This is a genomic window from Streptomyces sp. NBC_01689, assembly GCF_036250675.1.
Taxonomy (GTDB): domain Bacteria; phylum Actinomycetota; class Actinomycetes; order Streptomycetales; family Streptomycetaceae; genus Streptomyces.
In genome coordinates this window covers 5,707,648-5,733,196 of sequence record NZ_CP109592.1, presented here as the reverse complement: position 1 = coordinate 5,733,196, position 25,549 = coordinate 5,707,648, and the positions used below count along the sequence as shown (strand labels likewise).

Sequence of the window (25,549 nt, the reverse complement as noted above, 5' to 3'; positions counted from 1 at the left end):
CTAGCGGAGCGGTCGTCACTCTCCCAAGCAACGCGGCTACGCTGTGTCGCGACACTGCCCCCGGCCGAGCCCCCGGAAAACGCCTGCAAGCGTTATCTCTCAGTAATCGAAAGCGCGCGCGGTGTTCGCCGCCAGCGCCGTCGCCAGGGCGTCTTCGCCGATGCCCCGCACGGCGGCCATCGCGCGGACCGTGACCGGAATGAGATACGGCGCGTTGGGCCGTCCGCGGTACGGCGCGGGTGTCAGGAAGGGCGCGTCGGTCTCGACGAGGAGCAGTTCCAGGGGTGCCACGGCGATCGCGTCGCGCAGCGGCTGGGCGTTCTTGAAGGTCATGTTCCCGGCGAAGGACATGAAGTAGCCCGCGCGGGCGCAGATCCCGGCCATCTCGGCGTCACCGGAGTAGCAGTGGAAGACGGTCCGCTCCGGAGCGCCCTCCTCCTCGAGGATGCGCAGCACGTCGGCGTGGGCGTCGCGGTCGTGGATGACCAGCGCCTTCCCGTGCCGCTTGGCGATCTCTATGTGGGCGCGGAAGGACCGTTCCTGGGCGGCCTCGCCGTCGGGGCCGGTGCGGAAGTGGTCGAGTCCGGTCTCGCCGACACCCTTGACCTGGTCGAGCGCGGCGAGGCGGTCGATCTCGGCGAGGGCCTCGTCGAGCGCGCTCTCGCCGCCGGGCCGGCGCGCGCCCTGGCGGGACCAGCCGTCGGGGTCGCCGTGCACGATACGCGGCGCTTCGTTGGGGTGCAGCGCGACGGTCGCGTGGACGGCCTCGTACGCCGCGGCGGTCTCGGCCGCCCACCGCGAACCGTTCAGGTCGCAGCCGACCTGGACGACCGTCGTCACGCCGACCGCCGCGGCCTTGGCGAGGCCCTCCTCGACCGTGCCGGACTGCATGTCGAGGTGGGTGTGCGAGTCGGCGACGGGCACCCGCAGCGGCTCGGGGAGCGGGGGCGCTTCGGTCTTGTCGGAGGGCATGCCCCGATCCTACGAAAGGGGCCTGCCCCTCCCTCACCCGAGCGGGGGCGGTGCGGCGGCCGCGGTCGGGCGGCCGCCGGCGCGGTGGGTCAGCTCGCCCTGCGGTGGTGGAAGGGGTGCAGCAGGTCGGAGAGATGCCAGTGGTGCGGCTCCTCGACGGCCGCCGGCCGGGCGGGGTCCTCGTCCGGTGCCGCGCCCCGCGCCGTCGCGGGCTGCTGCGGCAGCGGGCGGTCCGGGTGGTGGGGGCGGTGCATGGAGTTCTGGACGGAGGACACCTGGCCGGCGCGCATGATGCGCACGACGTGACTCTCGCAGTACTGGCAGGAGGGGCGGCTCAGCGGCGACGGCACGACACGGCCGTCCGCGACGTACTGCACGAACTCGCCGCCCTCGGCGTCGTGGTGGTGCTCTATCTCGTACGACTGCTCCCAGCCGTGCCCGCAGCGCATGCAGGCGAAGGAGTACGACTCGTTGACGACGGCGGTCGCCGCGCTGCGACGGCCTGCCCACTGCCCGCCGACCGGGCTCACGGCCCGGCCGGTCCGTCGTGCGATCTCACTCATGCCAGTGCTCCTCTTGTCCGCTGGACAAGCGCCTTCGCCGACGGGGATTCCCCCTGAATCCCTCCGGCCTTTCGAAGGCTGGGACCGGTGCGTCCCTTCACCCAGTGGACGCTTCTCCGGTCGCGAACGCATCCGGCCTGTCGAGTGTTGGAGCCGTTTTGGCCTTTCCTTGTCGGAACGGACTCGCGACACGGTCCGAGCTTTGCTTTTGGTGACCGCCCTTTGCCCTTCTATGGGGCGGTGTGCGCCGCGTTCTTTGCCGCGACGACCGCATCGAAGACGTCGCGCTTGGGAATCCCGGCCTCCGCCGCGACCGCCGCGATGGCCTCCTTGCGGCGCTCTCCCGCCTCCTCGCGCACGCTTACCCGGCGCACGAGTTCACCGGCGTCCAGTTCCTCGGCGCCCCTGGCGGGCGCGCCCTCGACGACGACGGTGATCTCCCCGCGCACCCCCTCGGCGGCCCAGGCGGCCAGCTCCCCCAGAGGCCCGCGCCTGACCTCCTCGTACGTCTTCGTCAGCTCGCGGCAGACGGCGGCCCGGCGGGTGTCCCCGAAGACCTCGGCCATCGCGGCGAGCGTGTCGTCGAGCCGGTGCGGCGCCTCGAAGTAGACCATCGTCCGGCGCTCGCCGGCGACCTCCCGCAGCCGTGACAGCCGCTCCCCCGCCTTGCGCGGCAGGAACCCCTCGAAGCAGAAGCGGTCGACGGGCAGCCCGGACAGCGCGAGCGCGGTGAGCACGGCGGACGGACCGGGCACGGCGGTGACCCTGATGTCCTTCTCGACCGCCGCCGCGACCAGCCGGTAACCGGGGTCGGAGACCGACGGCATGCCCGCGTCGGTCACCAGCAGCACGCGCGCTCCGCCCACCAGCGCCTCGACGAGTTCGGGGGTCCGGGCCGCCTCGTTGCCCTCGAAGTACGACACGACCCGCCCGGTGGTCTGCACCCCGAGCGCCTGGGTGAGCCGGCGCAGCCTGCGGGTGTCCTCGGCGGCGACGACGTCCGCGCTCTCCAGCTCCTGGGCGAGCCGGGGCGGTGCGTCGGCCGTGTCGCCGATCGGGGTGCCTGCCAAAACAAGGGTTCCTGTCACGGATCCATCCTCGCAGGGGCGATCCGTGGCAGCCTCATCCACCCATTAAGGCCCGTGCACGGGACTCGCACAGACCTGTTCCCTACGATGGCGCGGTGACCAGTACCGCGTCCTCCACGGACACCCGGCAGGGCGAGGCCGCCGAAGCGCAGCAGCCGTCGTGGCAGCAGCGGCTGCGCCGCTTCGGATACACGGCACCGCCGAGAACCGATGTGCGCGACCGGCTCGTACCGCCGTACGCCGAACCGGGCCCACGGCTGTGGGCCGCGTTCGGCCTGCGCCACGAGGTCGCCGAACGCCTCACGCGCTGGTCGGGCTGGGGAGGACCGCTGCTGGTGACGCTGCTCGCCGGGCTGATGCGGTTCTGGAACCTGGGCAGTCCGAAGCGGGTGATATTCGACGAGACGTACTACGCCAAGGACGCCTGGGCACTGATCCACCGCGGGTACGAGGTCAACTGGGACAAGAACGCCAACGGCCTGGTCCTCCAGCACGACGGCCACGTCGCGATCCCCACCGACCCCGCCTATGTCGTCCACCCCCCCGTCGGCAAGTACGTCATCGGGCTCGGCGAATGGATGTTCGGGTTCAATCCGTTCGGCTGGCGCTTCATGACGGCCCTCCTGGGCACGCTGTCGGTGCTGCTGCTCTGCCGGATCGGGCGCCGGATGTTCCGCTCGACCTTCCTCGGCTGCCTCGCGGGCACGCTGATGGCGGTGGACGGGCTCCACTTCGTGATGAGCCGCACCTCGCTCCTCGACGGCGTCCTGATGTTCTTCGTCCTGGCGGCCTTCGGCTGTCTGGTCGTGGACCGGGACCGGGCGAGAGCCAGGCTGGCGGCCGCGCTGCCGGCCGACGCGTACGGGGTGGTCCGCCCGGACGCGCACGTCGCCGAGACAACCCGCCTCGGCCTGCGGCCCTGGCGCTGGACGGCGGGCCTGATGCTCGGACTGGCGCTCGGCACCAAGTGGAGCGGTCTCTACGTCCTCGCCGCGTTCTGCCTGATGTCCGTGCTGTGGGATGTCGGCGCGCGCCGCACCGCGGGTGCCCACCACCCGTACGCCGCGACCCTGAAGCGCGACACGGGGCTCGCGTTCCTGGCGACGGTCCCGGTGGCGATCGCCACGTACCTCGTCTCCTGGACCGGCTGGATCCTCTCGCCGGACAACGGCAGGGGCGGCTACTTCCGCGACTGGGCCGCGACCGCCGGCCGGGGCGGCAACTGGACCTTCCTGCCCGACTGGCTGCGCAGCCTGTGGCACTACGAGCACGAGGTGTACAACTTCCACGTCCACCTCTCCTCGCCGCACACCTACCAGTCGAACCCGTGGAGCTGGCTCGTCCTCGGCCGCCCGGTCTCGTTCTTCTACGAGTCCCCGCTGCCCGGCAAGGACGGCTGCCCGTCCGACGCGGGCGACAAGTGCGCGCGTGAGGTGCTGGCGCTGGGCACGCCGATCCTGTGGTGGGCCGCCTGCTTCGCGGTCGTCTTCCTGCTGTGGCGCTGGGCGTTCCGCCGCGACTGGCGGGCGGGCGCGATCGCCTGCGGCATCGCCGCCGGCTATCTGCCCTGGTTCGAGTACCAGCAGCGGACGATCTTCTTCTTCTACGCGGTGGTCTTCGTCCCGTTCCTGTGCCTGGCGGTCGCCATGCTGATCGGCGCGATCCTCGGCCCCCCCGGCTCCACGGAACGCCGCCGCGTCATCGGCGCGGCGACCGCGGGCGTCCTGGTCCTCCTGATCGCCTGGAACTTCATCTACTTCTGGCCCCTGTACACGGGCACGTCGATCCCGATAGAGCAGTGGCGGTCACGGATGTGGCTGGATACGTGGGTCTAGCTGCACAGACGTAGCAACGGGGCGCGGCAACCTGCCGCGCCCCCGTTGGTCGTTGCTGGCCGTTGCCGGCCGTCGCTGGCTGCCCTCGGACGGCCCGACGACGGCCCAGCTTGGGGCCCGGCAGATTTACAGCGGGCTGGCTCCGCTCCTTCTGACCAGCCGATCTGTCCCCCAAGCCAGCTTTTGGGGGGCGAGTGGGGGATCAGAAGGCTACGGCTGGGTGCTGGCATCCATCACAGTTTTTGGCCCGTGCCCGAACTCTTCAGCACGAACACGACGCTGCCAGATCGCTTCCTTGTAAGGGCGGACGTGGTCAGTGGCGCAGCTCCCCAGGTCGTTTCGGCTGTAGCCGCCGCCCAGACGACCAGCCCATCTCGACTGCGGCGAGCCGTCGTTGACCGTGAATGACCGCATGATGTAGCACGGCTGTGGCACGAAGACTGCTTCGTCCCGAAGCAACTTGGAGGAGGACTCTGCCTTGGGTTGGTATGCCCTCCACCTGCGCCCATAGTCCGCACCCGTCCGCCGCTGTGTGTCGACGTTGTCACTCAGTTAGATACTCACCTGGTGCGGCTTCCGGAGCGCGAGATCAGCGTGCGTCAACTCAGTTCTCTGCTCGCTCGGTCGCTGACGGGCCTCAGATCACTTCCACCCGTCGCCTCGCGATTGCAGCCGACAGTGAGGCGGCAGCCCCGTCAACGGACGGCGATCCGAAAGCTGTTCGCTGACTTGTTGCGTAACAGCGCGCGAGTCAACGAGTCTACGGTATACCTATTGACGATCCGGGAGGGATAGATGGACTTTATCGAGCAATTTATTGACCGTTACACAAAAGAATACGATTTCTACAATCGTGCGGCGCGCCTCGTTTCAGATACCTTGGAAAGCGACCTCCGGTCGTCGGGAATCCGATGCATCGTCAGTCATCGAGCAAAAGACATCGAACGTCTCAGGGAAAAATGCCGCCAACGGGACTCCGAGAAGCGGTACCAATCAGTTGAAAGCATCTATGCGGACATTGTCGACTTGGCAGGAGTCCGAGTGGCACTTTACTTCCCTGGCGAAATGAAGCAGGTAGAAAGTGCGATCGTGCGCCTATTTGATTCATGGGACGACAAGAGAGTATTCCCCGATATCGAGGAGCAAACGCCGAATCGACGCTTCTCTGGATATTCTGCAGTGCACTATAGGGTGCAACTCAAGGAGAAATTCATCGGCGACACAGATAGGAGGTACTTGAAAGCACGAGTGGAAATCCAAGTAGCTTCTGTGCTCATGCACGCCTGGTCAGAGGTGCACCACGACCTGGCCTACAAACAGATGGCGGGAGAGCTTTCAGACGAGGAACATGTGATCCTCGATCAACTCAATGGACTTGTGATAGCCGGCGAAGTATCTCTGCGACTCCTGCAAGAAGCCGGCGACGTCCGCGTTGCCCGTAACGGCGCCCACTTCCTCAATCATTATGAGCTTGCAGCGCACCTACTCCGGCACGCCAGTGAAACTCTTGATGAGCCAGTAGGCGATGCCGGACTTGGTAAAGTCGACGATCTTTTCGCATTGCTCAAATACCTCAATAAGGCAACACCCGCAGAAATGGAAAAATATCTCGAGTCGCTACATGGTGCGGTGGAGGAGCGACCTTTGGCGGAGCAGGTAGTGGACGCCTTGCTCGCAGAGGATTCCAGCCGCTACGCGGTTTATGAAGATATCCGGGACCGTTCGCACGTAGGCCACTCCGGGGCACCGGGTACCTCGCGAAGCACAGGCAGCGCCATGCTCGAATTCATGCAGGCATGGGCAAATCTTGAACTATTGCTGAATAAGCTAGCTCAAAGCGTGGGCCTATCTCATCGTTCATCTGCTCCGGTAGGCCAGCTACTCAAGCTTCTACAGTTTCCACCAAACCTTGTCCAAGAGATTGAATCTCTTCGGCGCACGCGGAATGACGTTGTACATCTGCGTCGAGATTTTTCCGTAGCCGCACTCGATGAGGCCACAAAGCGAATCAACTGGATCAATGAGATTTTGAAACGCACCCCACCTTCTGACGTGTCTGCCACCACGGATCAACAACCCCCGAAGCAATAAATCGAGCGATTGTTCGATTCTCGGGCTCAGGGGGGACACACCCGCCGCGTGGGACGGAGGCCTCGGTTCAGAGAGCTGCGCAGGCAACCTCCCCTTCGCTGTGGCGGTGTGTCACCATACGTGTGCACGCGCCCTGTTGGGGGTCAGGTTGCAGTTGCAGCACGTTCCACGGCAACAGTGCGCGGTAGGGGGACTAACGAAGGTCGGCGGCCGTGCCGGCAGGGGACTACGGGTGGGAAGCGTTGCGCACAGACTTTGGCGATCTCGTCATCGATCAAGCGATCGTTCATGTCGTGCCGCAGCGCCGACGAACAGATCCCAGCGAGCCGATTGCCCTAAGCGAGGCCCCATGCGCGCTAAGCCACGATGTGCGAACTGCACTCCAGGCGCGGCTTCGGGGTGTCCTTGCATCAACCGGGCGCGAAGTAATCGAAAATCCAGACTCCAAATCTGCGCTCCCTGATTACGTATACGCGTTTTTGACTGGCGAATCCAACCTCGTCGACGTGTCTGTAGATCTGGTACACCTCCTTCGGAGCAGTCAAACAGGTGTGAACTCGGCAGGGTTGCTTCTCGTAGCGGATGCCCGTTTGGGCGACGATAAAGCCTTATTGATCGTCAAGCTCGAGCAAGAGACGGGAATGCAAGCTACCGAAACAGTGGTCGACGGCTTGCGCACGTTCGACATGAAGTACCTTGCGGATTTGCTGTTTACCGAGAAATCGAAGATTCACAAGGTAGCACTCTTCACAGAATCGGGCATTGGCGAAGAAAGAATCGAAGGCTGGGCAGCCGACCGTCAATTGTCAGGGAAGATGGCAGTCTTTTTCTTGGAACGTTTTCTGGGGTGCATGCAGAAAAACGAGCCCCGCGAAGTGACTCGTCGTTTTCACGATGCGGCTACAGAATGGATCAACTCGTACGTTGTCGATCCCGACACTCGAATCAACTACGTTGTTGCGACGTTGGCAGAGCTCCAGAGCCCCACGCGTTTCCTCAACCCCGTCGCGTTTGCTCAACAACACTTGGCAGTGCCTCATCGAGATGCCTTTATCGAATACCTAGAGGCTGCCGAAGTTCCTTGTCGAACGTTCGACAAAGACACAGAACATCTAGAAAAAAGACTGAAAAATATGCGAGTCGGATTTGCAAACGGCGCCTTCATTGTGGCCCCTGTGGGTCCAGATGAAATCTCCGAGGCAGGTTTCGTACTCGAGGACCAGGGTGATGGCACCACCAGTGTCACGATTACGGGCACGGTAACCACTGCCACCGCGTATGCACCGCCGGGTGGATCTAGGCGTACTAGCAGAAAGTCTAGTGAGCAAAAAGGCGCCCCCGCTGCGGATGATGGAGATAATTCCGATCGCGGGTGATTCCACTATGCCAGATGAGGTCTTCTCTCGATATCGGAACGAGCGCCCTCGTATCAAAGTGGCCGCTAAGCTCACTGCGGCCCATTTGAGGCGACGGGCAGCGCGAGCACGCATCAACTGCGAGATCTCTTACCGCGCTAAGAAAGTCAGTAGCTTTGTCACTAAGGCTCAACACAGGGGATACGCCGACCCTTGGAAAGAGATCACTGACAAGGCCGGCGTCCGCGTAGTTGTGCAGCATGAGGGCCTTCTAGATCCCATGCTGCACTTGGTGCAGGAGTCGCTCACCGTAGTGGGCGAACCGGAAGACGATCGTCTCCTTGCAGGCGCAGAAGATCGTCTTCAGTATCCAAGGCTACACGTTCAGGTGATGGCGTCGGGTGACCAACTTAGCGATAACGGCGATCCCTACGAGTGCGAGGTGCAGATTCGCACCGAGGCCATCGACTTGTGGGCGAGGATGTCACACAAGCTCATGTACAAGGCTGAGGGGCCAGCCGTACCATCCAATGTCAGACGCTCGCTGTACCGTTTGATTGCTCTGATCGAGCTCTACGATCTTGAGGTCCGACGGGGGGTCGAAGCCATGGCACTACACCCCGATGTTGCCCAGAGTAACCACCTCCTAGATGAAGTTGAGCACCTTTTCCGCACGTTTACAGAGCATGAGCCTCGACGTGACCTTTCCGAAGAGGTGGTTGATGTTCTGGTTAAGACAATCCCCGATTTTTCTACATACTCAGAGCGTCTCTCCAGATTTATCGAGGACAGGCGAGGTGATCTCGAACGCGCCTACAGAGACTACGGGCCTGAAAGTGACCATTTCTTACGTCACGGTCGCTACATTCTCGCTAGTCAGCCAGAGAGCTTGATTATTTTTGAGCGCCTATCCAGCTCGAAGCTTCTGCTGCATGGGCATTGGATCGATGAACTTCCAGAATCGATGTTGAATGACATGGCAGACGCCTGGGGTGTTTCTCTGTGAGCCAACTTAGCAAGCCTGAGGTTTCAGGTGTGGCCGCCGCCACGGCAATGTTTATTGAGGTTTTGGTTGTCGGTATCGGTGCTCTCGCTGGCCTTTTTGGCTGCATTGCTGCATTCGTTGGTTACACGGAAATGCGGAGAGCTGCTCCAATCCTCTCCTCGCCACCCGTCTCAGGTTTCGCCCTTGCCGCTGCGTATGCTCTGGGGATTGCGGTTGACCGTGCCGCAGACTATCTCCTCACATCGCCCAGGAGGCGACTTCGGGGAAGGTATTTTCCCACCAGCTCTGCGCACAACGAAGCCCGAAAGGCAATTCTCGACACTCCGCACTTGGTTGCGATGTCGGACTACGCGAGATCGCGCATGAGGATTTGTCGCGGGTGGTTCCTGAATTGCCTGCTTTTGATAGTTGCAGCTTCCTTGACGATTTGGCGATTTCCAGTAAGTGGGCGGCTGAATCTATTTTCTGTTGCGATCTTGGGTGGATCACTTTGTGCGGCCGGCTTCTATCTAACATGGCGAAGCATCACTGCAACTGGCTACAAGAAGCTGTCGCAACAGGCAGCGGACGCGACAGCACGCGTTCCTGCGCAGGGAAGCGACGCGGCCGCCTCAATGTGAGGTCGGTGGAGCGGCTTTAGGATGGAGCTGCTTTGGGGCGAGTGATCATGGCCCCTTAAGCTGCCGGCGAGTCGGGCAGTCTGTGGACCTGGCACGACGTTGGGGCCAGGATCTTAGAGGCTCGCCCCAAGGTGGATGCCTAAAGCTGTGGAGTCGACCGCCTCATCCACAGAGGGTGTCCCCCCACTTCATGACCGCTGTCGCTAGCGCGCCGCCCCTGGGCCGCCGCTGGCGAAGACAGGGCGGTGGCCCCGCCGGCAAGGCGGCGCGCGCCCGCGCCGTGCGCGGGCCTTAATGAAGTAGAGAAAGCTCTACCGCGCCGCCGGTCTGCAGCCTGCGCCGGCATCACCCGCCAGGACGAGCGGCAACGTCAGCGGGCAGGAGCCGTCCAGTGAACCCTTCGGCACACAGCCGCTCGTAGGCAGCCTCGATTGCGTCTGGGACATCCTGTTCGACGGCCAGACCCAAGCCAGGGAACACGAGCACCCGTTGCAGAGCGCCCACGATCATGTCGATCACCATGTGAGCATCCCCGATGGAGTCGGCGTACTTCTCCAAACTCATCGGTGTGGACGCGCACACCACCTCTACCTCGGCCCAGAGCTTCCGCATCATTGCGTACGAGCGCCGCTCTTCATACGGCTTGCTCACGAGCAGGACTGCCGAGACCGCGATACCGGCCTCTGCCAGTAGTGTTTTCGTGAACTCAATGTTCTCGCCGGTGTTCGTCGCGCGCGGCTCCACGAATACGGCGGAGTCAGGGACCCCGAGCTGCAATGCTCGCTCCCGGTAGTGGACTGCCTCTCCCCGCGGCATGCGTGATCGGGTCGTGGGGCTGGTGGCCCCAGTGAACACGATGACCGGCGCCATGCCTTGGCGAAAGAGCTCCGCGGTCACGTCAGCCACCCCTAGGTCGTGGCTGCCCAGACCGACAGCCACCGAACAGGGTCGCGGATCGTGGTGCATGCGGTGGTAGTCCCACAGAAGCCGGGCATCTGCCCATGTCTGCACCGAGATCATTCCTGGCCCTTCCTGTCTTTTACCGCCGAGTCCGGAACCTTGAAGTCGTACTCCCAGGCGAAGCGAGACGCTGAGTGGATACCCACTGCGAACTCGACCGCCGTGCCGTCTGCGGTGTAGGTAGTCCGGTGAAGCTCGACCACGGGCTCACCGGCAGGGAGTTGCAGGAGCTGCATCTCGTCCGCGGTCGGGACTCGGGCGAACAAGGCTTCTCTCATGTGGTCGATCTCGTAACCGGCGTCATAGAGAACCCGGTATCCGCCACCACGGCCGGCAGGGCCAGGGGTGGGGTCAACGATGCGTGTGCCCTCGACGTGCTCTGGTCTGTAGTAGCTAGTCAGGGTGTGGGTCGGCTGCGTTCCCTCTTTCACGAGGCGGGCGCGCGCGTACACCTCAGAGCCGACTGAGACGCCTAGCCCGTCCGCCACGAGGCTGTTCGCCTCTACACGGCTTACGGTCTGCGTTTGCTCGTCGCGCTTATAGGCCCGTCCCGAAGCAACTCGGTCAGCGATGAACGCCACCTCGTCCCCGTCACGCCACTTCGCCTTGTCGTAGCGGGCGATACCAAGCCGCTTAAGGGGAGTGCGCGGACGCACCACAGTGCCGTGGCCCCGTGTCGACGTCACCAGGCCCTCGGCCTCCAGAGCCTTATAGGCCTGGTGAACTGTGGCCTTCGAGCCTTCTCCTGCGTCGACCAACTCCCTGATCTGGGGCAACTGGGCGCCCGGTGCGTACTCACCGTTCTTGATCTGCTCCGCGAGCCTGTCCGCCAGGTCGCGCCACTTCGGTGCCACGCAGAACTCCTCTCGACGCGAACCAGTGAATCACAGTCCTAGGACTGTTGACAGTCCTAGGACTGCATGCCACTGTCATCTCAAGGCGCTCGCAGTCCTAGGACAGCGAGGTGGCGGCTCTTCTTTGAGCTGCCAACGGGCCGTGCCGGTTTGGGATTGCTCGCCTCAACGTGGGGCCCCTTGCTGGTCGTTCCTTGAGAACTCAACAGTGCGACGAATCGACGGGGAACCCCCGTCCCCGCGGCGGCCCGGGTGACGGCCGCTGCCTCCCCTCGCCTGCCTGGCCATCGCGGTCGTGCAAGCGAGGCGACAGGGGCCGAGACCGGAGCCGTCCGGCCAGGCCCGCCCCCATCAACACGTCAGGAGCCCTGCATGAAGCGCAGCTACCGCTTCACCGCCACTGTCACGGACCTGAGCACCGGTAAGCGGGAGCAGGTCAGTGACACCGCGCACTTCGATCACGTGGTCAGTCGGGCCGACGCCCGGACCGCGATCGGCAACGAGCTGAGCCGGCAGAAGCACCCCGGCATCGAGATCACCATCACCGACTGACACCCACCCCATAACAGCGCGCGCCCCCGGAGCTGGAACTCCGGGGGCGCTGTCGGGCCGTACCACCGACTAGGGAGAACACGACCCAATGAATCCCATCGTCACTGTTCAGGAAGCCGTTACCGCGTTCGCCGACTGGAACGAACCGACCGAGGCGGAGCTGGACGCGATCGAGCGGGAGATGCCGCTGATCCGGGCGGACGTCGACCTGATCGATGCACAGATCATCGCCATGGACCACACCCCGAACGAGGTCGACACCCGCCGCGTCCGCCGCGCCCTCGCCCGCGTCCTCACCGAGTACCGCGTCCTCGCCAACCGCACCACCGACACGGTGGGCGGTGCGGCGTGAAGGCCAAGACCGCACTTCCCGCCGTCGCGATGACGGCCGTGTCCATGGTCCTCACCCTCGCCGTGGTCATGATGTGGCTCGGCAGGGCAATGCCGTGGCCCGTCGCCCTCGTCGTCGGTCTGGGCATCGACGGAGGCTGGCTCGCCACCCTCGCCTACGAACGCCGCCTCGCCGCCCAAGGCGACCACAGCCGGGCCGTGACCGCGGTCGGCTGGTCGTTCGGTCTGGTCGCCACCGGTGTTCTGGTCGCCCACGCGCTCACCGCGGAAGGGAACACGGGCGCGTGGCTGGCCGTGGCCTGGCTGCCCCTCGCGGCCAAGGCCCTGTGGCTGGTGCACGGCATGTGGGAGCGCACCGCCCTCACCCCGCGCGCCCTCGACATGATCCGTGGTGTCCAGCAGGAAGCCCGGGACGAAGCGGCCGTGGCCCGCGCTCGACTGCGGGCCGAAGCGGGCACCGAGGAGACGCGGCTGACGGCCGTGACGGACGCCGGCGCCCGCGTCGCCCGCGTCCAGGCCAAGACCGCACAGACCCTCTCCCGGGCCTGGTCGACGCTGGAGAGCGCGCGGAATGGTGAGGACACTGGCAGGGCACTCACCAGCGTGACGCACCGCGTCACACCCGACGTCACACCCCGCTGGGAACTGCCCGTCTGGGGTCCCCTCGAGCCGCTGACATCCGCGCTGGAGACCGCGCCCGCCCTCAGTGACGCGGCCCTCGACACGCTCGTAGACGAGATCCGCAACAGCGAGACGCCCGCACTCTCCTACCGCGAGATGGCCGTCCGCTTCCGTTCGGCTGGCCACTCCGCATCCGAAGTCCGCCTGCGGGCCGCATGGAAGCGAGTGGTCGCATGAACACTCCCAGCGTCACGCAGGTGAAGGCGTTCAGCTTCGGTGGCGGGGTGCAGTCCATGGCCGCGCTGGTCCTCGCGGCCACGGGGGAGCTGGACTATCGCACGTTCCTGATGGCCAACGTCGGCGACGACTCCGAACACCCCGGAACCATCCGCTACCTGCACCAGCACGCCATCCCCTACGCCGAAGCGCACGGGCTTGAGCTGGTCGTGTTGGACAGGGTGATGAAGCGCTCGGGGGAGGTTCGCACCCTGTATCAGGACCTCACGCGGGAGGGTTCGCGGTCGTTGAAGATCCCGGTGCGGATGTCGAACGGGGCCCCCGGCACCCGATCCTGCACGGCCAGCTTCAAAATCGCCGTGATCGGCGACGAGCTCAAACGCCGCGGCGCCACCAAGGACATCCCGGCGACGGTCGGGATCGGGATCAGCCTCGATGAGATCCAGCGGGCCAACAAGCGGCGCTGCGAGCCGCACGAGCAGATCGAATATCCGCTGCTGGAGCGCGGTATCCGACGCATCGACTGCGCCCGCATCATCCGCCAAGCCGGGCTGCCCGTGCCGCCGAAGTCCTCGTGCTGGTTCTGCCCCTTCCACCGGCCCGAGACCTGGCACGACATGCGCCGCAACGAACCCGACCTGTTCGAGAAGGCGTGCCAGCTCGAAGAACTCCTCAACCGCCGGCGCGACGAACGCGGCAAAGACCACGTCTGGCTCACCCGCTTCAACCGGCCGCTACGCAAGGCCATCCCGGACGGCGTGGACACGCTGCCGTTCGACGAATGGGACTCCGGCTGCGACTCCGGCTGGTGCATGACCTAGCACGCCCGGTCCGGGAGCGCGGGTACGGCTCAGTTCCCCAGGCCGAGCCACGAATACGCGTGCACGGCGAAACGCGCAAGCAACAGAAAGAAGTGCAGGCCCAGCCGATCCGCGGCCACGGCCAGAAAAACCGCTGCGCCTGCTATCTGCCCGGCGAGACGGCGCCAGGAGGACCCGTCCTCAGTGCTCGGTGCCTTCGACAGCTCGGTACGTCCCTTGGACGTGCTGTTTTCACCTGTGACGGCGCCGTGCGCCTCGATCTCCCCACCCATGCGCGGACCTTATCGCTCCCGCAGAAACGACAGCTCTGCCCACCCACCCCAACTCCCGTCCCACGAAGGGAAACAAGCATGGGCAACGCCGATACGCGCCGCCTGGACCGCGAGATCCACAAGACGATGCGCAAGCTCGAAGCGGTCCGCCGCGGCGAGACGTGGCCGCTCACCAGTTCCGAGCGCCGCGCGGTCCTTGCCGCGCTCGCCGGCGGCTCCTACAGGGTCGCCCGCGGCAAGAGTCCCGCCCGCGCGGAACAGCGGCTGGAGTCCGTCTCCGTTGCCGCGGAGACGCGGCTGAACGCGGAACTGACCGCCCTGCATGGCGAGCGTCAGCGGCTCATCACCGAAGCCGCCCGCGCCAAAGCCGCGAAGAAGTCCTCCGGCTGGTGGTGACACCCGCCCACACCACCCCGCACAGCACAGCGCTGCACTTCCCCCCTTCAACTTCACCCCGGCATGGGGCAGTCAGGAGTGCTTTCCCGATGAGTGAGAACGTCGTTCCCCTGCACAAGAACACCCCGCCGGCCCCCGAGCCTGGCACCGTGACCACGCTGACCGTGGTCCCCGAACCGGCCCCCGCCGTGCCCGTTCCGCTGTGGGTGCGCTCCGGACGGGCCGTGAAGCACGCGGTCACGCACGAGACGACGAAGACGACCGCCCGCGCGATCGCCCGGCACACGCTCTACGTCGCCGGCGGCGCCCGCATCGCGGCGAAGCGGACGTGGGACGGCCGTACCGCATCGAGGTACGAGCGGATGTTCCGTGCTGCGGAAGCCGCAGGGAACTACGAGGTGGCGGCGGAGTGGGAGGAGCGCGGGCAGCAGTTCCGCGCGGCCCGCCACCGCCGCCGCATGGACCTCCTCCACTCCCCGGTCGATGCCGCCAAGGGCATAGCGGTCGGAACCGGTGTCGGCATCAGTGGTCTGGTCACCCTCGGGGTCGTGATGGCGGTCGCTACGAAGGACGTCACGCACGTCGTCACCCCTTTGATGGCCGTCGTGGAGTTCATCAACCTGCTCATCTGGATCGTTCAGGTGGTGTGGGGGCCGGCCGTGACGATCGGCCCGTTCCTCGCGCTGCTCGCCCTGTGGGCGGTCGGGAGCAAGCAGCAGGCGGCCCCCGCGTGGGCGCTGCCGGCGAACGTCCGAAGCGGTGAGGGTGAGCCGATCACGCCCTCGATCGTCGTCAAGGCGCTCCGGGACCTCGGGGTGCCCGCGCTGCGGAACGCCATCAAGGAGATGGGCGACGCGGGCGCGTCGATGCTCGGGCCGATCCGGATCGCCGGCTGTGGCGTGGAGGTCGACGTCACGCTGCCGTCCGGGGTGTCCACGATCGAGGTGCAGAACCGGCGCCGGAAGCTCGCGGAGAACCTGTCCCGGCATGAGCACGAGGTGTTCATCATGATCCCGCAGGCGGCGCGGACGGTGCGGCTGTGGATCGCGGACTCCGGGGCGCTCGACGAGCCGATCGGCCCGTCCCCGCTGGTCACCGACCAGACCATGACCGCCGACTACACCAAGGGCCGCGCCCCCTGGGGTCAGGACCTGCGCGGCGACGCAGCCGCACTCTCCCTCTACCAGCGCCACCTGCTCATCACGGGCCTGTCCAACCAGGGCAAGACCGTGGCCCTGCGCTCCCTGGCCCTGTGGCTCTCCCTCGACAGGTCGGTGCAGTTCCTCATGGGCGACCTCAAGGGCGTCGGCGACTGGGCCATGTTCCACGGTCTCGCCCTCACGCTGATCCAGGGGCCGACCGATGAGCACGTGATCGAGGTGACCGAGATGGTTGAAGGCGCCGTGAGCGAGATGAACCGGCGCCTGATGGCCCCGCCCGGAACCCAGTTCCCCGCGCTGATCGTGCTGGTCGATGAGGCGCAGGTCGCGTTCATGTGCCCGCTCAAGGACGAAGACGGCCGCTTCTACGGCGGGTCCAAGGCCACGTCCCGGTACTTCATGGCCGTGAGGAAGATCCACAACCAGGGGCGGGCCGTCAACGTCCTGATGTGGCAGGGCACGCAGGACCCGACCGACCAGAACCTTCCCAAGCTGGTGCGCGAGGGCGCCCACACCCGCGCTTCCCTCGCCCTGGGCACCGAGTCCCAGGCCCGGATGGCGCTCGGGGACAAGGCCGTTGACGGCGGGGCCGCGCCGAACCTGCTCCGGCCCGGTCTGGATCAGGGAACGCTGGTCGTCGCATCGTCCGGCATCGACATCCCCAAGGGCCAGTCGTCCCTGACCGTGCGCACGCACTACGTCGACGACGACGCGGCCAAGGCCATCACCGCCCGCGCCAAGGCCCTGCGCGACGGAGTCACCACCCTCACCACCATCGACCGGAGCGAGGAGCGCGACCCGCTCGCCGACATCGCCAGCGTCCTCGGAGACGCGCCGCGGGTGCGGACCAAGGACGTCCTTGCCCGGCTCGGCGCGCTGAACGCGGACGCGTACGGCGGCTGGTCGTTCATCGACCTCAAGCGCGTCCTGGACGACGCCGGCGCGGAGCCGCACAAGTCCGATGGGGTGATGGTCGTCAGCCGTGACCGCGTCCTGCGCTCGCTCACCAACCGCGACACGGACGGTTCCGCTTCTGCCGAAGGATGACAGGGAGCCGACCCGTGACGGGTCAGGGAGACAGGGAGAACTCCCTGAACCCCTCCCTGACCCGCCTCCCTGCCCCTGAGCTGCACAAATGATCGCTCAGGGAGTCAGGGAGGACCACAGGTCAGACCCCCGAAACACCCCTCCACAGCCACCCCGTCAGGGGGTGGCCACGCCTCCCTGCACCGCATCGCGAAGGGATTCCGCATGTACCCCGAACACGCCCCCACCGCCCGGTACGAGACCGCCGTGGACGTCCACCGCCCCACCCCGCTCACCCCCGCCGCCGTGACCCCGGCACCTCTCATCCCGGTGCAGCCGGGAGCCGTTCCGAGCGTGGCGAGCGTCGTCCTGCCGGACGGCCGCGTCGTCACCGGGTACGCCATCAACCCCATGCAGCCCGAGCCGGCCGCGGCTAAGCCGGCCGTGTCCCGGGCGGCCGTGAACGTCGCCCTCGGGGGCGTGGGGTTCCTCGCAGTGTGCGGCGGGCTGCTGCTCCTGACGACGTTCATCGCCGCACTCACCGCCCTCATCACCCAACTGATCATCCTGGCCGCCGTGATCTTCGGCGGATGGATCGCCGTACAGATCTTCTCCGCCGGCGGTCACCGCGGCGGGACCACGGTCAACATCCGCAAAGCCGTGATCAAGCGGAACCGGTTCTACAGCTGACTGGGGATGGGTTACGGCTTTTTGTAGGCGAGCGGCCAGCCGGCGAAGCCGTCCGTGGTCTGGTAGACCAGCTCGACGTACTCCTCACCGAGGAGATCCTTCACATCCGCGGTCGGCTCGCTCGGCAACAGCACGGCGACGCGTAGCAGGTCCCGGCGTCCGGGAATGTGGCGCCGGTAGTCGGCGAGCTGCCCAATCGCCATCCGGACGTTGGCGCGGGTCGTCAGCCCCTTCGCCTCATACAGCACGTGATCCGTCGCGTCATACAGATCAGGCGTCAACGCCCCCGGCTCACCGGCGATGGTGATCTGAAAGCTGTGGATCTCGTGCCCCGCCGCGGTCAGATGCGCGACGAACGCCTTCACCAACTCGCCCTCACGGCGCAGGACCTTGCGCTGCCCCGCGGGAATGTCCGCGACCGTCTCCGCGGTGCTGTGCTGCTCAGTCTTCTTGACCTTCACGCCAGACTGCTGCGGCAGCACCACCGGCGCCGGCACTCCCGCGGCAGGGTCAACGATCTCCACCGCATTTGCCGTCGCGGCCGGCAGGTTGTCGGCTTCCGTCCATGCCGGCGACGTTCCCTCAGCCGGCCGGAATCGGAAGACCAGCACATTGCGCATCGCCCCGTCCGTGCCGGGCCCGCGCCGGACCTCAAACGGCTTGACGGGGTCCAACACCATCTGGCCGATGTAGCGCTGCAACATCGCCCCACTGCCCGGCACCCTGCCATGCGCGACGAACAAATGCAGCTCACGCTTCTTTTCCACGTGGCTCAGCAACGCCCCATTGCGGCCGGAAGGCTTCTGATCACCCTTCGCGCCCGCACCGGTGTACAGGTACAGCGGGCCAAACGCGTCGTCTTCCGCCCGGCCGTCGAAGGTGTACCCGTACTCCTCACCCGCGGACGGGTCCGAGTACACGAACACCTTGCCCGCATCAGCGGCCGGCTCGATCCCCTGGAACGTGCCACAGCCGAAAGCGGCCGCAATGGCATCACGCGTCGTCACCATGCCCGGCACAAGATCAACGGTCGTCGTCATGCCGCGACAGTAACCGCCCCCACTGACACCCCACCGCCGCATTCCGTGGCACAGCGAAAGGGCGGCCCCTGTCTCGCCAAAGTCCGGGGCCGCCCTCTCCACCCAGCACGCTTACACCGAACTGGAGACCTCCAGCATGACGCAACCCACCGACATCCGGCGAGAGCCGGCCCGGCTCGAACCCGTCCGCATCAACGAGCACCTGCACACAGCCTTACATCTCGCCGCTGACGGCCTGCCGGTGCTCCCCCTGCGCCGGGGGAAGCTCCCGTTCGGGAACTGCCCGACCTGCGCACGGAACGCGTGCGCCGGCCGGCCGAACATGAAAACTCCCGGACCGTGCGTCTGCCCGCGGCCGTGCCACGGGTGGGCCGCGGCCACCACCGACCCCCAGGTCCTCAACTCCACCGCGTGGGTGGCTGCGTGGCGGCATGCGGCGGCGGTCGCCTACCACCCCGGCGGCGCCGGGGTGACCGTGGTGGACCTGGACGACCCCGCCGCCATCGCGTGGGCCCGCAAGACCCTGCCTGCCACCCGGACCGTGACCACGCCCCGGGGCGAGCACTGGATCTACCGGGGCACCATGCAGTCCGTCAACGCCGTACGACCCGGCATCGACATCAAGTCCCTTATGCAGTACGCCCGTTGGCTCGGACCCGGCACGGGCGTCACGGCCGCTCTCCCGGACGCTGTGCGCGCCCTGACAGTAAATGAGCCGCCTGCGGCTCGTAGGGCGCCACAGACGCTCTCAGCGCCCCTGAGTGGCCAACGGGGCGCGTGTCCGCACCGCACACCCTCGTATCTCGAACGAGGGATCGCCATGGCGGAGCAGAGCATCGCCGCGGCATCGAGTGCGGTGCACGCCACCGTGTACCGGACGTTCCTCGCGGTGCTGTCCACGCACGGCCGGTGCGGCTGCCTCACCGACGCCCACGCCGCCCGGCTGTTCAGTGCCGCGCAGGCCAAGGGCGAATCGCCGCGGCACTGCACGGACGCGTGGACCAACGCCCTGACCACGTTGGGGCTGTGACCATGGCTGAGGACGAGAAGAATCCTGCCCGCGAGGTCATCACCGAGTACGCGCAGAGCCACTTCCGTTACTTCCGCACTGCGGACGGGACCGTGTATGCGCAGAAGAACCGGCACCCCGTCGCCCGTCCGATCCGCTCGCAGGGCACGACTGGGAGCCACCGGCAGGAACTCATGGTCGGCATGTACCGGGACGGGGTCGGCGTGTTCAACGGGACCGCGCTCAAAGAAGCGCTGGATCTGATCGAGGCATTGGCGCTGTTCGAGGACGTGCAGCCCGTTCACATCCGCGTGGCTCCCGGATTCGACGGGGCGACGTGGCTCGACCTTGGCCGCGATGACGGGCAGTCCGTCCGTATCCACCCCACCGGATGGGACATCACCGTTCCCGACCCGCGTGAGGTGTGCTGGCGCCGGACACAGCTCACCGGGGAACTCCCGTTGCCGGCGAAGGACACCAACGGCAAGGGCATCGACCTTCTGATGCGGCTGTGCAACTTCGCCACCGCGGAAACCGAATGCCTGGCGATCGCGTGGCTGATCGGCTGTCTCGGGCCGTCCGTGCCCGTCCCTGCGCCGTTCCTCACCGGACCGCAGGGCGCGGGGAAGTCGACCGGGGGGCGCATGTTGGTGCGGATCATCGAGGGGATGAGCGGGGATCTGCGCCGCGCGCCGAAGGATGAGGAGAACCTGATCACGGCGGTTGCGGCCGGCTGGGTCACCGCGCTGGACAACCTCTCCCACATGACCCCGGACCTGTCCGACGCGATGTGCTGCGTCGTCACCGGAGCCGAGAACGTCAAGCGTGCGCTGTTCACCGATGGGGACGTCTTCCGTCTCGGCTACCGCCGGCCCCTGCTCCTGACCGGGATCGATGTAGGAGTGCTCCGGGCCGACCTCGCCGAACGGCTCCTGCCCCTGCGGTTGGAGCGACCTCGCGTCCGGCGCACCGAAGCCGAACTGTGGACGGAATACGCGGAAGCCCTGCCCGTCATTCTCGGCTCCCTGCTCGACCTCACGGTCAAGGTCCGCGCAGTGAAGGCGGAGACACCTACCGATCTACGGATGGCGGACTTCGGGCACCTGTGCGCGCAACTCGACGCGGCGACCGGGCTCGGGGCACTCACCGCCTACCGGGCCAGTCTGGACGACCTGAACGACGACGTGATCGAGGGCGACCTCCTCGCGCAGACGGCCCTCCGGTACGCCGACACCATGGAGCCCGGTGCAGAGCAGCGGATGACGTCCACGGAATGGCTGCACTGCCTCAGCCGCCTCTACGCGGGGGAGGACTTCCGGCCCCTACCCAAGGGGTGGCCGACCACCGGGAAAGTCCTCTCCGACCGCCTCAAGCGCCTCCAACCCACCCTCGCCGCGCGCGGGGTCCTCATCGAATCGGGCCGCACCAATGAGAGCCGCTACATCGAGATGACCCGCTCACCGGGTCCGCCCTCGCACGAGCAACAGGCGATCTGACCGCACCGCGTGCGGACCGCAACAGCAAGAGGAGCACCAGCGCCGAAGCGTGCTCCTGTTGCTGTTCGGCGGCGGAGCCGCCCTGCACGGGACGCGCCGCGCAGCGGCTCCTTCTTCACGCCCTGAGCCGCACCCCAAGACCACAGATACGCCCCCTTTTTTTCCTAAGTAGGAAGCGCTGCGTCACCTGCGTCACCACGGGTCGGAAAACGGCACGTGACCTGTGCAAACACCGGTGACGCAGAGCGGCAAAGTCTGCGTCACCCCGCGTCACCTGCGTCACCCATGACGGACAACCTGCGTCACCCGTGACGCACCCCCGCCGCTCTGCGTCACCCAAAAACCACAGGTCAGAAGCCTGAATGACGCACGTGACGCAGGTGACGCAGAAATCCGCACCTCGGACACACACGCACCGCGAGAACCCCTCCGAGCCCGACCCAACCCGACGCCGAGGTCCCTATGAGCCGACCCCGTTCCGCTCAACCCGACCCCCGAAGCACCCTCCGCAGCGGCCTGCCCGACCGGTACCTCACCCCCGACGACATCGCCGAGATGTTCGAAGTCCCGAAAGAGACGGTCTACCAGTGGCGCAAGAAGCGCACAGGCCCGCCCGGCTTCCGCATCGGTAAGCACCTCCGCTACGACCCCACCGACGTCCGCGCTTACGTCGCCCAACGCAAGAGCTCCGACCAGGCCGCCGCCTGACGTCACACCCGCTTCACCAGGGAGGGCCACACCGTGGCCCTCCCTTCTCCTTGCCCAGAAGGGAACGCCGCCGCATGGCAGGCCACATTCAAGACCGCTGGTTCAAGTCCGAAACCACGCCCGCTGGCAGAACCGTCAAGGTCAAATCCGACCGCTACGGCACCGGCCTGCGGTACCGCGCCCGGTATGTCGGCCCTGACGGCACCGAGAAGAGCAAGTCTTTCCGTGACAGGGAGAAGCGCCTCGCTGAGCAGTGGCTCACTCACATCGAGGCCGACATGTCACGCGGTCAGTACGTCGACCCGCGCACAGCGCGAACCACCTTCCGGCAGTACGCGGAACGCTGGGTAAAGACGCACACGGGTGAGATCAACAGTCGGGAGGCAGCAGAGCGCCGGCTCCGCCTGCATGCGTACCCGCACATCGGGACTCGCCCGCTCGGGTCGTTCAAGCCCGAGCACATCCGAGACTGGATCGCTGCACTGGAAAACACAGTGCCCGCGGAATCCCACCGCCGGATCATCGTCGGCACCGTCTCGGCAGCGCTAAGCGCGGCCGTGGACGACGGGCTCCTGAGCAAGAACCCATGCCGCGCCCGGACGGTGCAGCTTCCGAAGCCAGGCAAGCCGCGCGTCACCCCGTGGACAGCAGCGCAGACGTTCGGCGTGCGAGCCGCCCTCGAACAGCGCTTCCGGGCCACCGTCGATACCGGAGCGGGGTGCGGGTTGAGGCAAGGAGAGATCTTCGGCTTGTCGGAGGACGAACTCGATTACGAGGGCGGTTGGCTAGCCGTAGGTCACCAGCTCAAGCGCATCCGCGGCAAGTACGTGTTCGCGCTCCCGAAGGGAGGCAAGGTCCGTGACGTGCCGCTCCCCAAGGCCGTGGGCGCCGTCCTCCAGGACCACACGAAGGAGTTCCCTCCGGTCGATGTGACGCTCCCCTGGCGTACGCCGGACGGCCCGCTCGTGACGAAACGACTGCTGTTCAGCGGGGTCGAAGGCAACCACGTCCGCGTGAGCAACTTCAATGACCACCACTGGAAGGCCGCTCTGGCAGTCGCTGGGATCATCCCGCCGCGGAAGGCAAGCGAGCGCTACGCGTCGGCCCCTGAGGACGGCATGCATGCGCTCAGGCACTTCTACGCGTCCGTGCTGCTGGACGCGGGCGAGAACATCCGGGCCCTGAGTCAGTACCTGGGTCACAGCGATCCGGGGTTTACCCTCCGGACGTACACACACCTCATGCCCAGCAGCGAGGGGCGCACCCGCAAGGCCGTCGACAGCCTCTATCTGGCGTCCGCTCCACAAGATCACGGCCCACAGGCGGCCCACGCCGCCTGCCCCGGCCCCGATCAGGGGTAAACGCCCTGGTCGGGGCCCTAACCGGGCGGATCTCGCAAACTTCATCTACTTCTGGCCCCTGTACACGGGCACGTCGATCCCGATAGAGCAGTGGCGGTCGCGGATGTGGCTGGACACCTGGGTCTAGCCGGGCGGGCGCGTCACGAGAGGGCGCGGCGGTCTGCCGTGCCCTCTCGTGTGCCCGGCGGGCCTCCGTGCGCGGGCGGGGTCACGGGAACAGGGCGATCCCCACGAGGATCAGCAGGATGATGCCGGCGACGAGGGCGACGGTCGCCCAGGTCCCCCGGTGGTGCAGCGGGTGCGTGGGGGTGCCGCCGCGGGGGCGGTCCTCCGGCAGTACGGCGTCGGCCGGGCGGCCGTGCGCGTAGAACTGCTCGTCGGTCCGATAGACGTTGCGCGGATCGTCGAGGGCGCGCGGATCGATGTGGTGCTGCGGACTGGTCATCACAACTCATCTCCCGGCACGGCGCCTCGGCGGGGCCGGGGACCGGCGGACGTCCGGGTTCGCGTCGGGGGCGGCGGCTCGCCGCGCCCGGGACGCGCAGCCCTTCGGGAGGACGCCGCACAGGCTCCACGCCCCGCTCGCCGCGCATGTTCCGATCGTATACCCGGGCTGTTCAGCGGGCCCGGTGCAGCGGTCGCTCCACCAGTTCACCTCATCCATGACCGATGTTCACGGATGCGATCCAGGTCCGGTCTAACGATTCGGAAAATGTAGACCCCACGCGTCCCCCTCCCCGCATACAGTGCTCCGCAGGCCGACTTTTCTGAACGCGTTCAGAAGTCCGGGGGAGCGGTCCACGGGGAGGGTTTCGCGCGATGCGCAAGGGGGCAAAGGCCGCCATCATCGGCAGTGTGTTCGCCGTCATGGTGGGAGGCGCCGGATACGGCGCGTTCAACGTGGTGACCGCGCTCGACGGAAACGACACCGCCGGCGGGCCCGCGCCGGTGAAGACCGGACCGCCGAGCGGCTCGGAGGTCAAGGAGACCTCGGAGAAGTTCCTCGCCGCCTGGGCGAAGGGCGACGCGGCCAAGGCGGCGACGTACACGAACTTCGCGAGCCAGGCCGAGAGCCTGCTGGCCGGCTACCGCACCAGCGCCCACCTCACCGGCGTGCGGATCACACCGGGCACGCCGTCCGGCGCGTCCGTGCCGTTCTCGGTGAAGGCCACGGTGTCGTTCGAGGGGAAGTCCAAGCCCCTCGCGTACGACTCGGAACTGACCGTCGTCCGCGGCAGGACCACCGGCAAGGCGCTCGTCGACTGGAAACCCGCGGTCGTCCATCCCGATCTCAAGGAGGGCGACACCCTGGTCACCGGCGAGTCGTCGAGCCCGCCGATCGAGGCGGTGGACCGCAACGGCACCGTCCTGACGAAGGACGACTACCCCTCGCTGGGCCCCATCCTCGACGCCCTGCGCGAGAAGTACGGGGACAAGGCGGGCGGCACGGCGGGCATCGAGCTCGCGGTCCACCACGCGAGCGAGGGCACCGGCGACACCACCCTGCTGACCCTCGCCAAAGGCCGGCCGGGCAAGCTGCGCACGACCCTCAGCGCGAGCGCGCAGGCCGCCGCGGAGAAGGCGGTCGCACGGTACGCAGAATCCTCCGTGGTCGCGGTCAAACCCAGCACCGGCGAGGTGCTGGCGGTCGCCAACCACCGCGCGGACGGCTTCAACGCGGCCTTCCTCGGCAAACTCGCCCCCGGCTCCACGATGAAGATCATCAGCGCCGCCACCCTCATCGACAACGGCATCACCACGGCGAACGGTCCCGCGCCCTGTCCGGACACCGCGACCTGGCAGAGCCAGACCTTCCACAACCTGACGGGCATGGCGCCGCAGGAGAAGGCGACGCTCTCCGACAGCTTCTCGCGCTCCTGCAACACCGCGTTCGTGAAGTACGCGGACGAGGTGAAGGTCGACTCGCTCACCGCGGAGGCGGAGCAGCGCTTCGGCCTCGGCCGGAACAACTGGAAGACCGGGATCGAGTCCTTCGACGGCTCCGTACCGGCCTCCGGCGGCCCGGACACGGCCGCCAACCTGATCGGCCAGGGCCAGGTCCAGCTCAGCCCGCTGAACATGGCGTCGGTCACCGCGACCGCGATGACCGGCGTCTTCCGTCAGCCGGTCATCGTGTCGCCCCGGCTCGACGACCGGGAGATCGCCACCGCCAAGGGGCTGTCGCCCGGCACCGTCGCACAGCTGCGCACGATGATGAACCGCACCGCGGTCAGCGGCACCGCCGCCCAGGTGATGGCCGGCCTCAGCGGCCGGATCGGCGCCAAGACCGGCTCCGCCGAGGTCGACGCGCAGTCCAGGTCCAACAGCTGGTTCACGGGTTACCGCAACGACATCGCGGCCGCCGCCATGACCCAGCAGGGCGGTCACGGCGTGGACGCGGCCGGACCGATCGTCGCAGCTGTGCTACGAACAGGCGGCTGACGTCACCCTTCACAGGGCGGGAC

24 protein-coding genes are annotated in these 25,549 nt (G+C 66.7%); 16 read left to right on the top strand and 8 right to left on the bottom strand.

Translation table 11 applies throughout. The features are described from left to right. Positions 1–99: 99 nt before the first annotated feature. The 3 genes from OG776_RS24465 to rsmI all read right to left on the bottom strand — a co-directional run bounded on the left by OG776_RS24465 (position 100) and on the right by rsmI (position 2,623). Positions 100–972: a TatD family hydrolase gene (locus tag OG776_RS24465; RefSeq protein WP_148008810.1), complete on the bottom strand. Its 873-nt coding sequence runs from the start codon at positions 970–972 to the stop codon at positions 100–102. An 89-nt stretch (positions 973–1,061) separates the two neighbouring features. Further along, positions 1,062–1,535 carry a hypothetical protein gene (locus tag OG776_RS24460; protein WP_261994491.1) on the bottom strand — a complete coding sequence of 158 codons (474 nt, stop codon included), beginning with the start codon at positions 1,533–1,535 and terminating at the stop codon, positions 1,062–1,064. Between the two features lie 230 nt (positions 1,536–1,765). After that, positions 1,766–2,623, bottom strand: a complete 858-nt coding sequence (gene rsmI / locus OG776_RS24455; protein ID WP_148008811.1) for a 16S rRNA (cytidine(1402)-2'-O)-methyltransferase — start codon at positions 2,621–2,623, stop codon at positions 1,766–1,768. 95 nt (positions 2,624–2,718) lie between these two features. Between rsmI and OG776_RS24450 the strand changes: the two genes are divergently transcribed. From OG776_RS24450 to OG776_RS24435, 4 genes are all read left to right on the top strand, one after another. Next, positions 2,719–4,458, top strand: a complete 1,740-nt coding sequence (locus OG776_RS24450) for a dolichyl-phosphate-mannose--protein mannosyltransferase (RefSeq protein ID WP_148008812.1) — start codon at positions 2,719–2,721, stop codon at positions 4,456–4,458. 795 nt (positions 4,459–5,253) lie between these two features. Continuing rightward, positions 5,254–6,549 carry a RelA/SpoT domain-containing protein gene (locus OG776_RS24445; protein ID WP_329326515.1) on the top strand — a complete coding sequence of 432 codons (1,296 nt, stop codon included), beginning with the start codon at positions 5,254–5,256 and terminating at the stop codon, positions 6,547–6,549. A gap of 212 nt (positions 6,550–6,761) precedes the next feature. Beyond that, on the top strand, positions 6,762–7,925 hold the full coding sequence (locus tag OG776_RS24440; RefSeq protein ID WP_329326513.1) for a nucleoid-associated protein: 1,164 nt from the start codon (positions 6,762–6,764) through the stop codon (positions 7,923–7,925). After that, positions 7,828–8,910, top strand: coding sequence for a hypothetical protein (locus OG776_RS24435; RefSeq protein WP_329326511.1), 1,083 nt, complete (start codon positions 7,828–7,830; stop codon positions 8,908–8,910). The genes OG776_RS24440 and OG776_RS24435 overlap by 98 nt, the downstream gene beginning before the upstream one ends. A gap of 965 nt (positions 8,911–9,875) precedes the next feature. On the opposite strand, the gene OG776_RS24430 is transcribed toward OG776_RS24435, so the two are convergent. Continuing rightward, positions 9,876–10,550 carry a YdcF family protein gene (locus tag OG776_RS24430; protein WP_329326509.1) on the bottom strand — a complete coding sequence of 225 codons (675 nt, stop codon included), beginning with the start codon at positions 10,548–10,550 and terminating at the stop codon, positions 9,876–9,878. Further along, positions 10,547–11,344 (bottom strand): GntR family transcriptional regulator, encoded by a 798-nt coding sequence (locus OG776_RS24425; RefSeq protein ID WP_329326508.1) that lies wholly within the window; start codon positions 11,342–11,344, stop codon positions 10,547–10,549. The genes OG776_RS24430 and OG776_RS24425 overlap by 4 nt, the downstream gene beginning before the upstream one ends. Positions 11,345–11,716: 372 nt before the next feature. Here OG776_RS24425 and OG776_RS24420 point away from each other — a divergent pair, with 372 nt between their 5' ends. From OG776_RS24420 to OG776_RS24405, 4 genes are all read left to right on the top strand, one after another. Beyond that, positions 11,717–11,896: a hypothetical protein gene (locus tag OG776_RS24420; RefSeq protein ID WP_329326507.1), complete on the top strand. Its 180-nt coding sequence runs from the start codon at positions 11,717–11,719 to the stop codon at positions 11,894–11,896. An 88-nt stretch (positions 11,897–11,984) separates the two neighbouring features. Next, entirely contained in the window at positions 11,985–12,248 is a 264-nt protein-coding gene (locus OG776_RS24415; protein ID WP_329326505.1) for a DUF6284 family protein, read from the top strand. Then, positions 12,245–13,105 (top strand): protein spdB, encoded by an 861-nt coding sequence (locus OG776_RS24410; RefSeq protein WP_329326503.1) that lies wholly within the window; start codon positions 12,245–12,247, stop codon positions 13,103–13,105. The genes OG776_RS24415 and OG776_RS24410 overlap by 4 nt, the downstream gene beginning before the upstream one ends. Then, a complete protein-coding gene (locus OG776_RS24405) occupies positions 13,102–13,926 on the top strand; it encodes a phosphoadenosine phosphosulfate reductase (RefSeq protein ID WP_329326501.1) in 825 nt (274 codons plus the stop codon). Before OG776_RS24410 ends, OG776_RS24405 begins: the two co-directional genes overlap by 4 nt. A 29-nt stretch (positions 13,927–13,955) precedes the next feature. Here OG776_RS24405 and OG776_RS24400 read toward each other — a convergent pair whose 3' ends face one another. Further along, a complete protein-coding gene (locus tag OG776_RS24400) occupies positions 13,956–14,198 on the bottom strand; it encodes a hypothetical protein (protein WP_329326499.1) in 243 nt (80 codons plus the stop codon). Between the two features lie 78 nt (positions 14,199–14,276). Here OG776_RS24400 and OG776_RS24395 point away from each other — a divergent pair, with 78 nt between their 5' ends. The 3 genes from OG776_RS24395 to OG776_RS24385 all read left to right on the top strand — a co-directional run bounded on the left by OG776_RS24395 (position 14,277) and on the right by OG776_RS24385 (position 17,470). Further along, on the top strand, positions 14,277–14,594 hold the full coding sequence (locus tag OG776_RS24395; protein ID WP_329326498.1) for a hypothetical protein: 318 nt from the start codon (positions 14,277–14,279) through the stop codon (positions 14,592–14,594). Between the two features lie 89 nt (positions 14,595–14,683). Then, a complete protein-coding gene (locus OG776_RS24390; protein ID WP_329326496.1) occupies positions 14,684–16,801 on the top strand; it encodes an ATP-binding protein in 2,118 nt (705 codons plus the stop codon). Positions 16,802–17,005: 204 nt separating this feature from the next. Next, positions 17,006–17,470: a hypothetical protein gene (locus tag OG776_RS24385; RefSeq protein WP_329326495.1), complete on the top strand. Its 465-nt coding sequence runs from the start codon at positions 17,006–17,008 to the stop codon at positions 17,468–17,470. Positions 17,471–17,481: 11 nt separating this feature from the next. On the opposite strand, the gene OG776_RS24380 is transcribed toward OG776_RS24385, so the two are convergent. Then, a complete protein-coding gene (locus OG776_RS24380; RefSeq protein ID WP_329326493.1) occupies positions 17,482–18,510 on the bottom strand; it encodes a hypothetical protein in 1,029 nt (342 codons plus the stop codon). A gap of 136 nt (positions 18,511–18,646) precedes the next feature. Here OG776_RS24380 and OG776_RS24375 point away from each other — a divergent pair, with 136 nt between their 5' ends. From OG776_RS24375 to OG776_RS24360, 4 genes are all read left to right on the top strand, one after another. After that, positions 18,647–19,540 (top strand): bifunctional DNA primase/polymerase, encoded by an 894-nt coding sequence (locus OG776_RS24375; RefSeq protein WP_329326491.1) that lies wholly within the window; start codon positions 18,647–18,649, stop codon positions 19,538–19,540. A gap of 2 nt (positions 19,541–19,542) precedes the next feature. Continuing rightward, a complete protein-coding gene (locus OG776_RS24370; protein WP_329326640.1) occupies positions 19,543–21,015 on the top strand; it encodes an ATP-binding protein in 1,473 nt (490 codons plus the stop codon). A gap of 462 nt (positions 21,016–21,477) precedes the next feature. After that, positions 21,478–21,723, top strand: a complete 246-nt coding sequence (locus tag OG776_RS24365; RefSeq protein WP_329326490.1) for a helix-turn-helix domain-containing protein — start codon at positions 21,478–21,480, stop codon at positions 21,721–21,723. A gap of 74 nt (positions 21,724–21,797) precedes the next feature. Further along, positions 21,798–23,084 (top strand): tyrosine-type recombinase/integrase, encoded by a 1,287-nt coding sequence (locus OG776_RS24360; RefSeq protein ID WP_329326489.1) that lies wholly within the window; start codon positions 21,798–21,800, stop codon positions 23,082–23,084. A 208-nt stretch (positions 23,085–23,292) separates the two neighbouring features. Here the strand turns inward: OG776_RS24360 and OG776_RS24355 are convergent, their stop codons facing one another. Continuing rightward, positions 23,293–23,529: a hypothetical protein gene (locus tag OG776_RS24355; protein ID WP_148008833.1), complete on the bottom strand. Its 237-nt coding sequence runs from the start codon at positions 23,527–23,529 to the stop codon at positions 23,293–23,295. Positions 23,530–23,903: 374 nt separating this feature from the next. Between OG776_RS24355 and OG776_RS24350 the strand changes: the two genes are divergently transcribed. Further along, positions 23,904–25,526 carry a penicillin-binding transpeptidase domain-containing protein gene (locus OG776_RS24350; protein WP_148008834.1) on the top strand — a complete coding sequence of 541 codons (1,623 nt, stop codon included), beginning with the start codon at positions 23,904–23,906 and terminating at the stop codon, positions 25,524–25,526. Positions 25,527–25,549 lie beyond the last annotated feature (23 nt).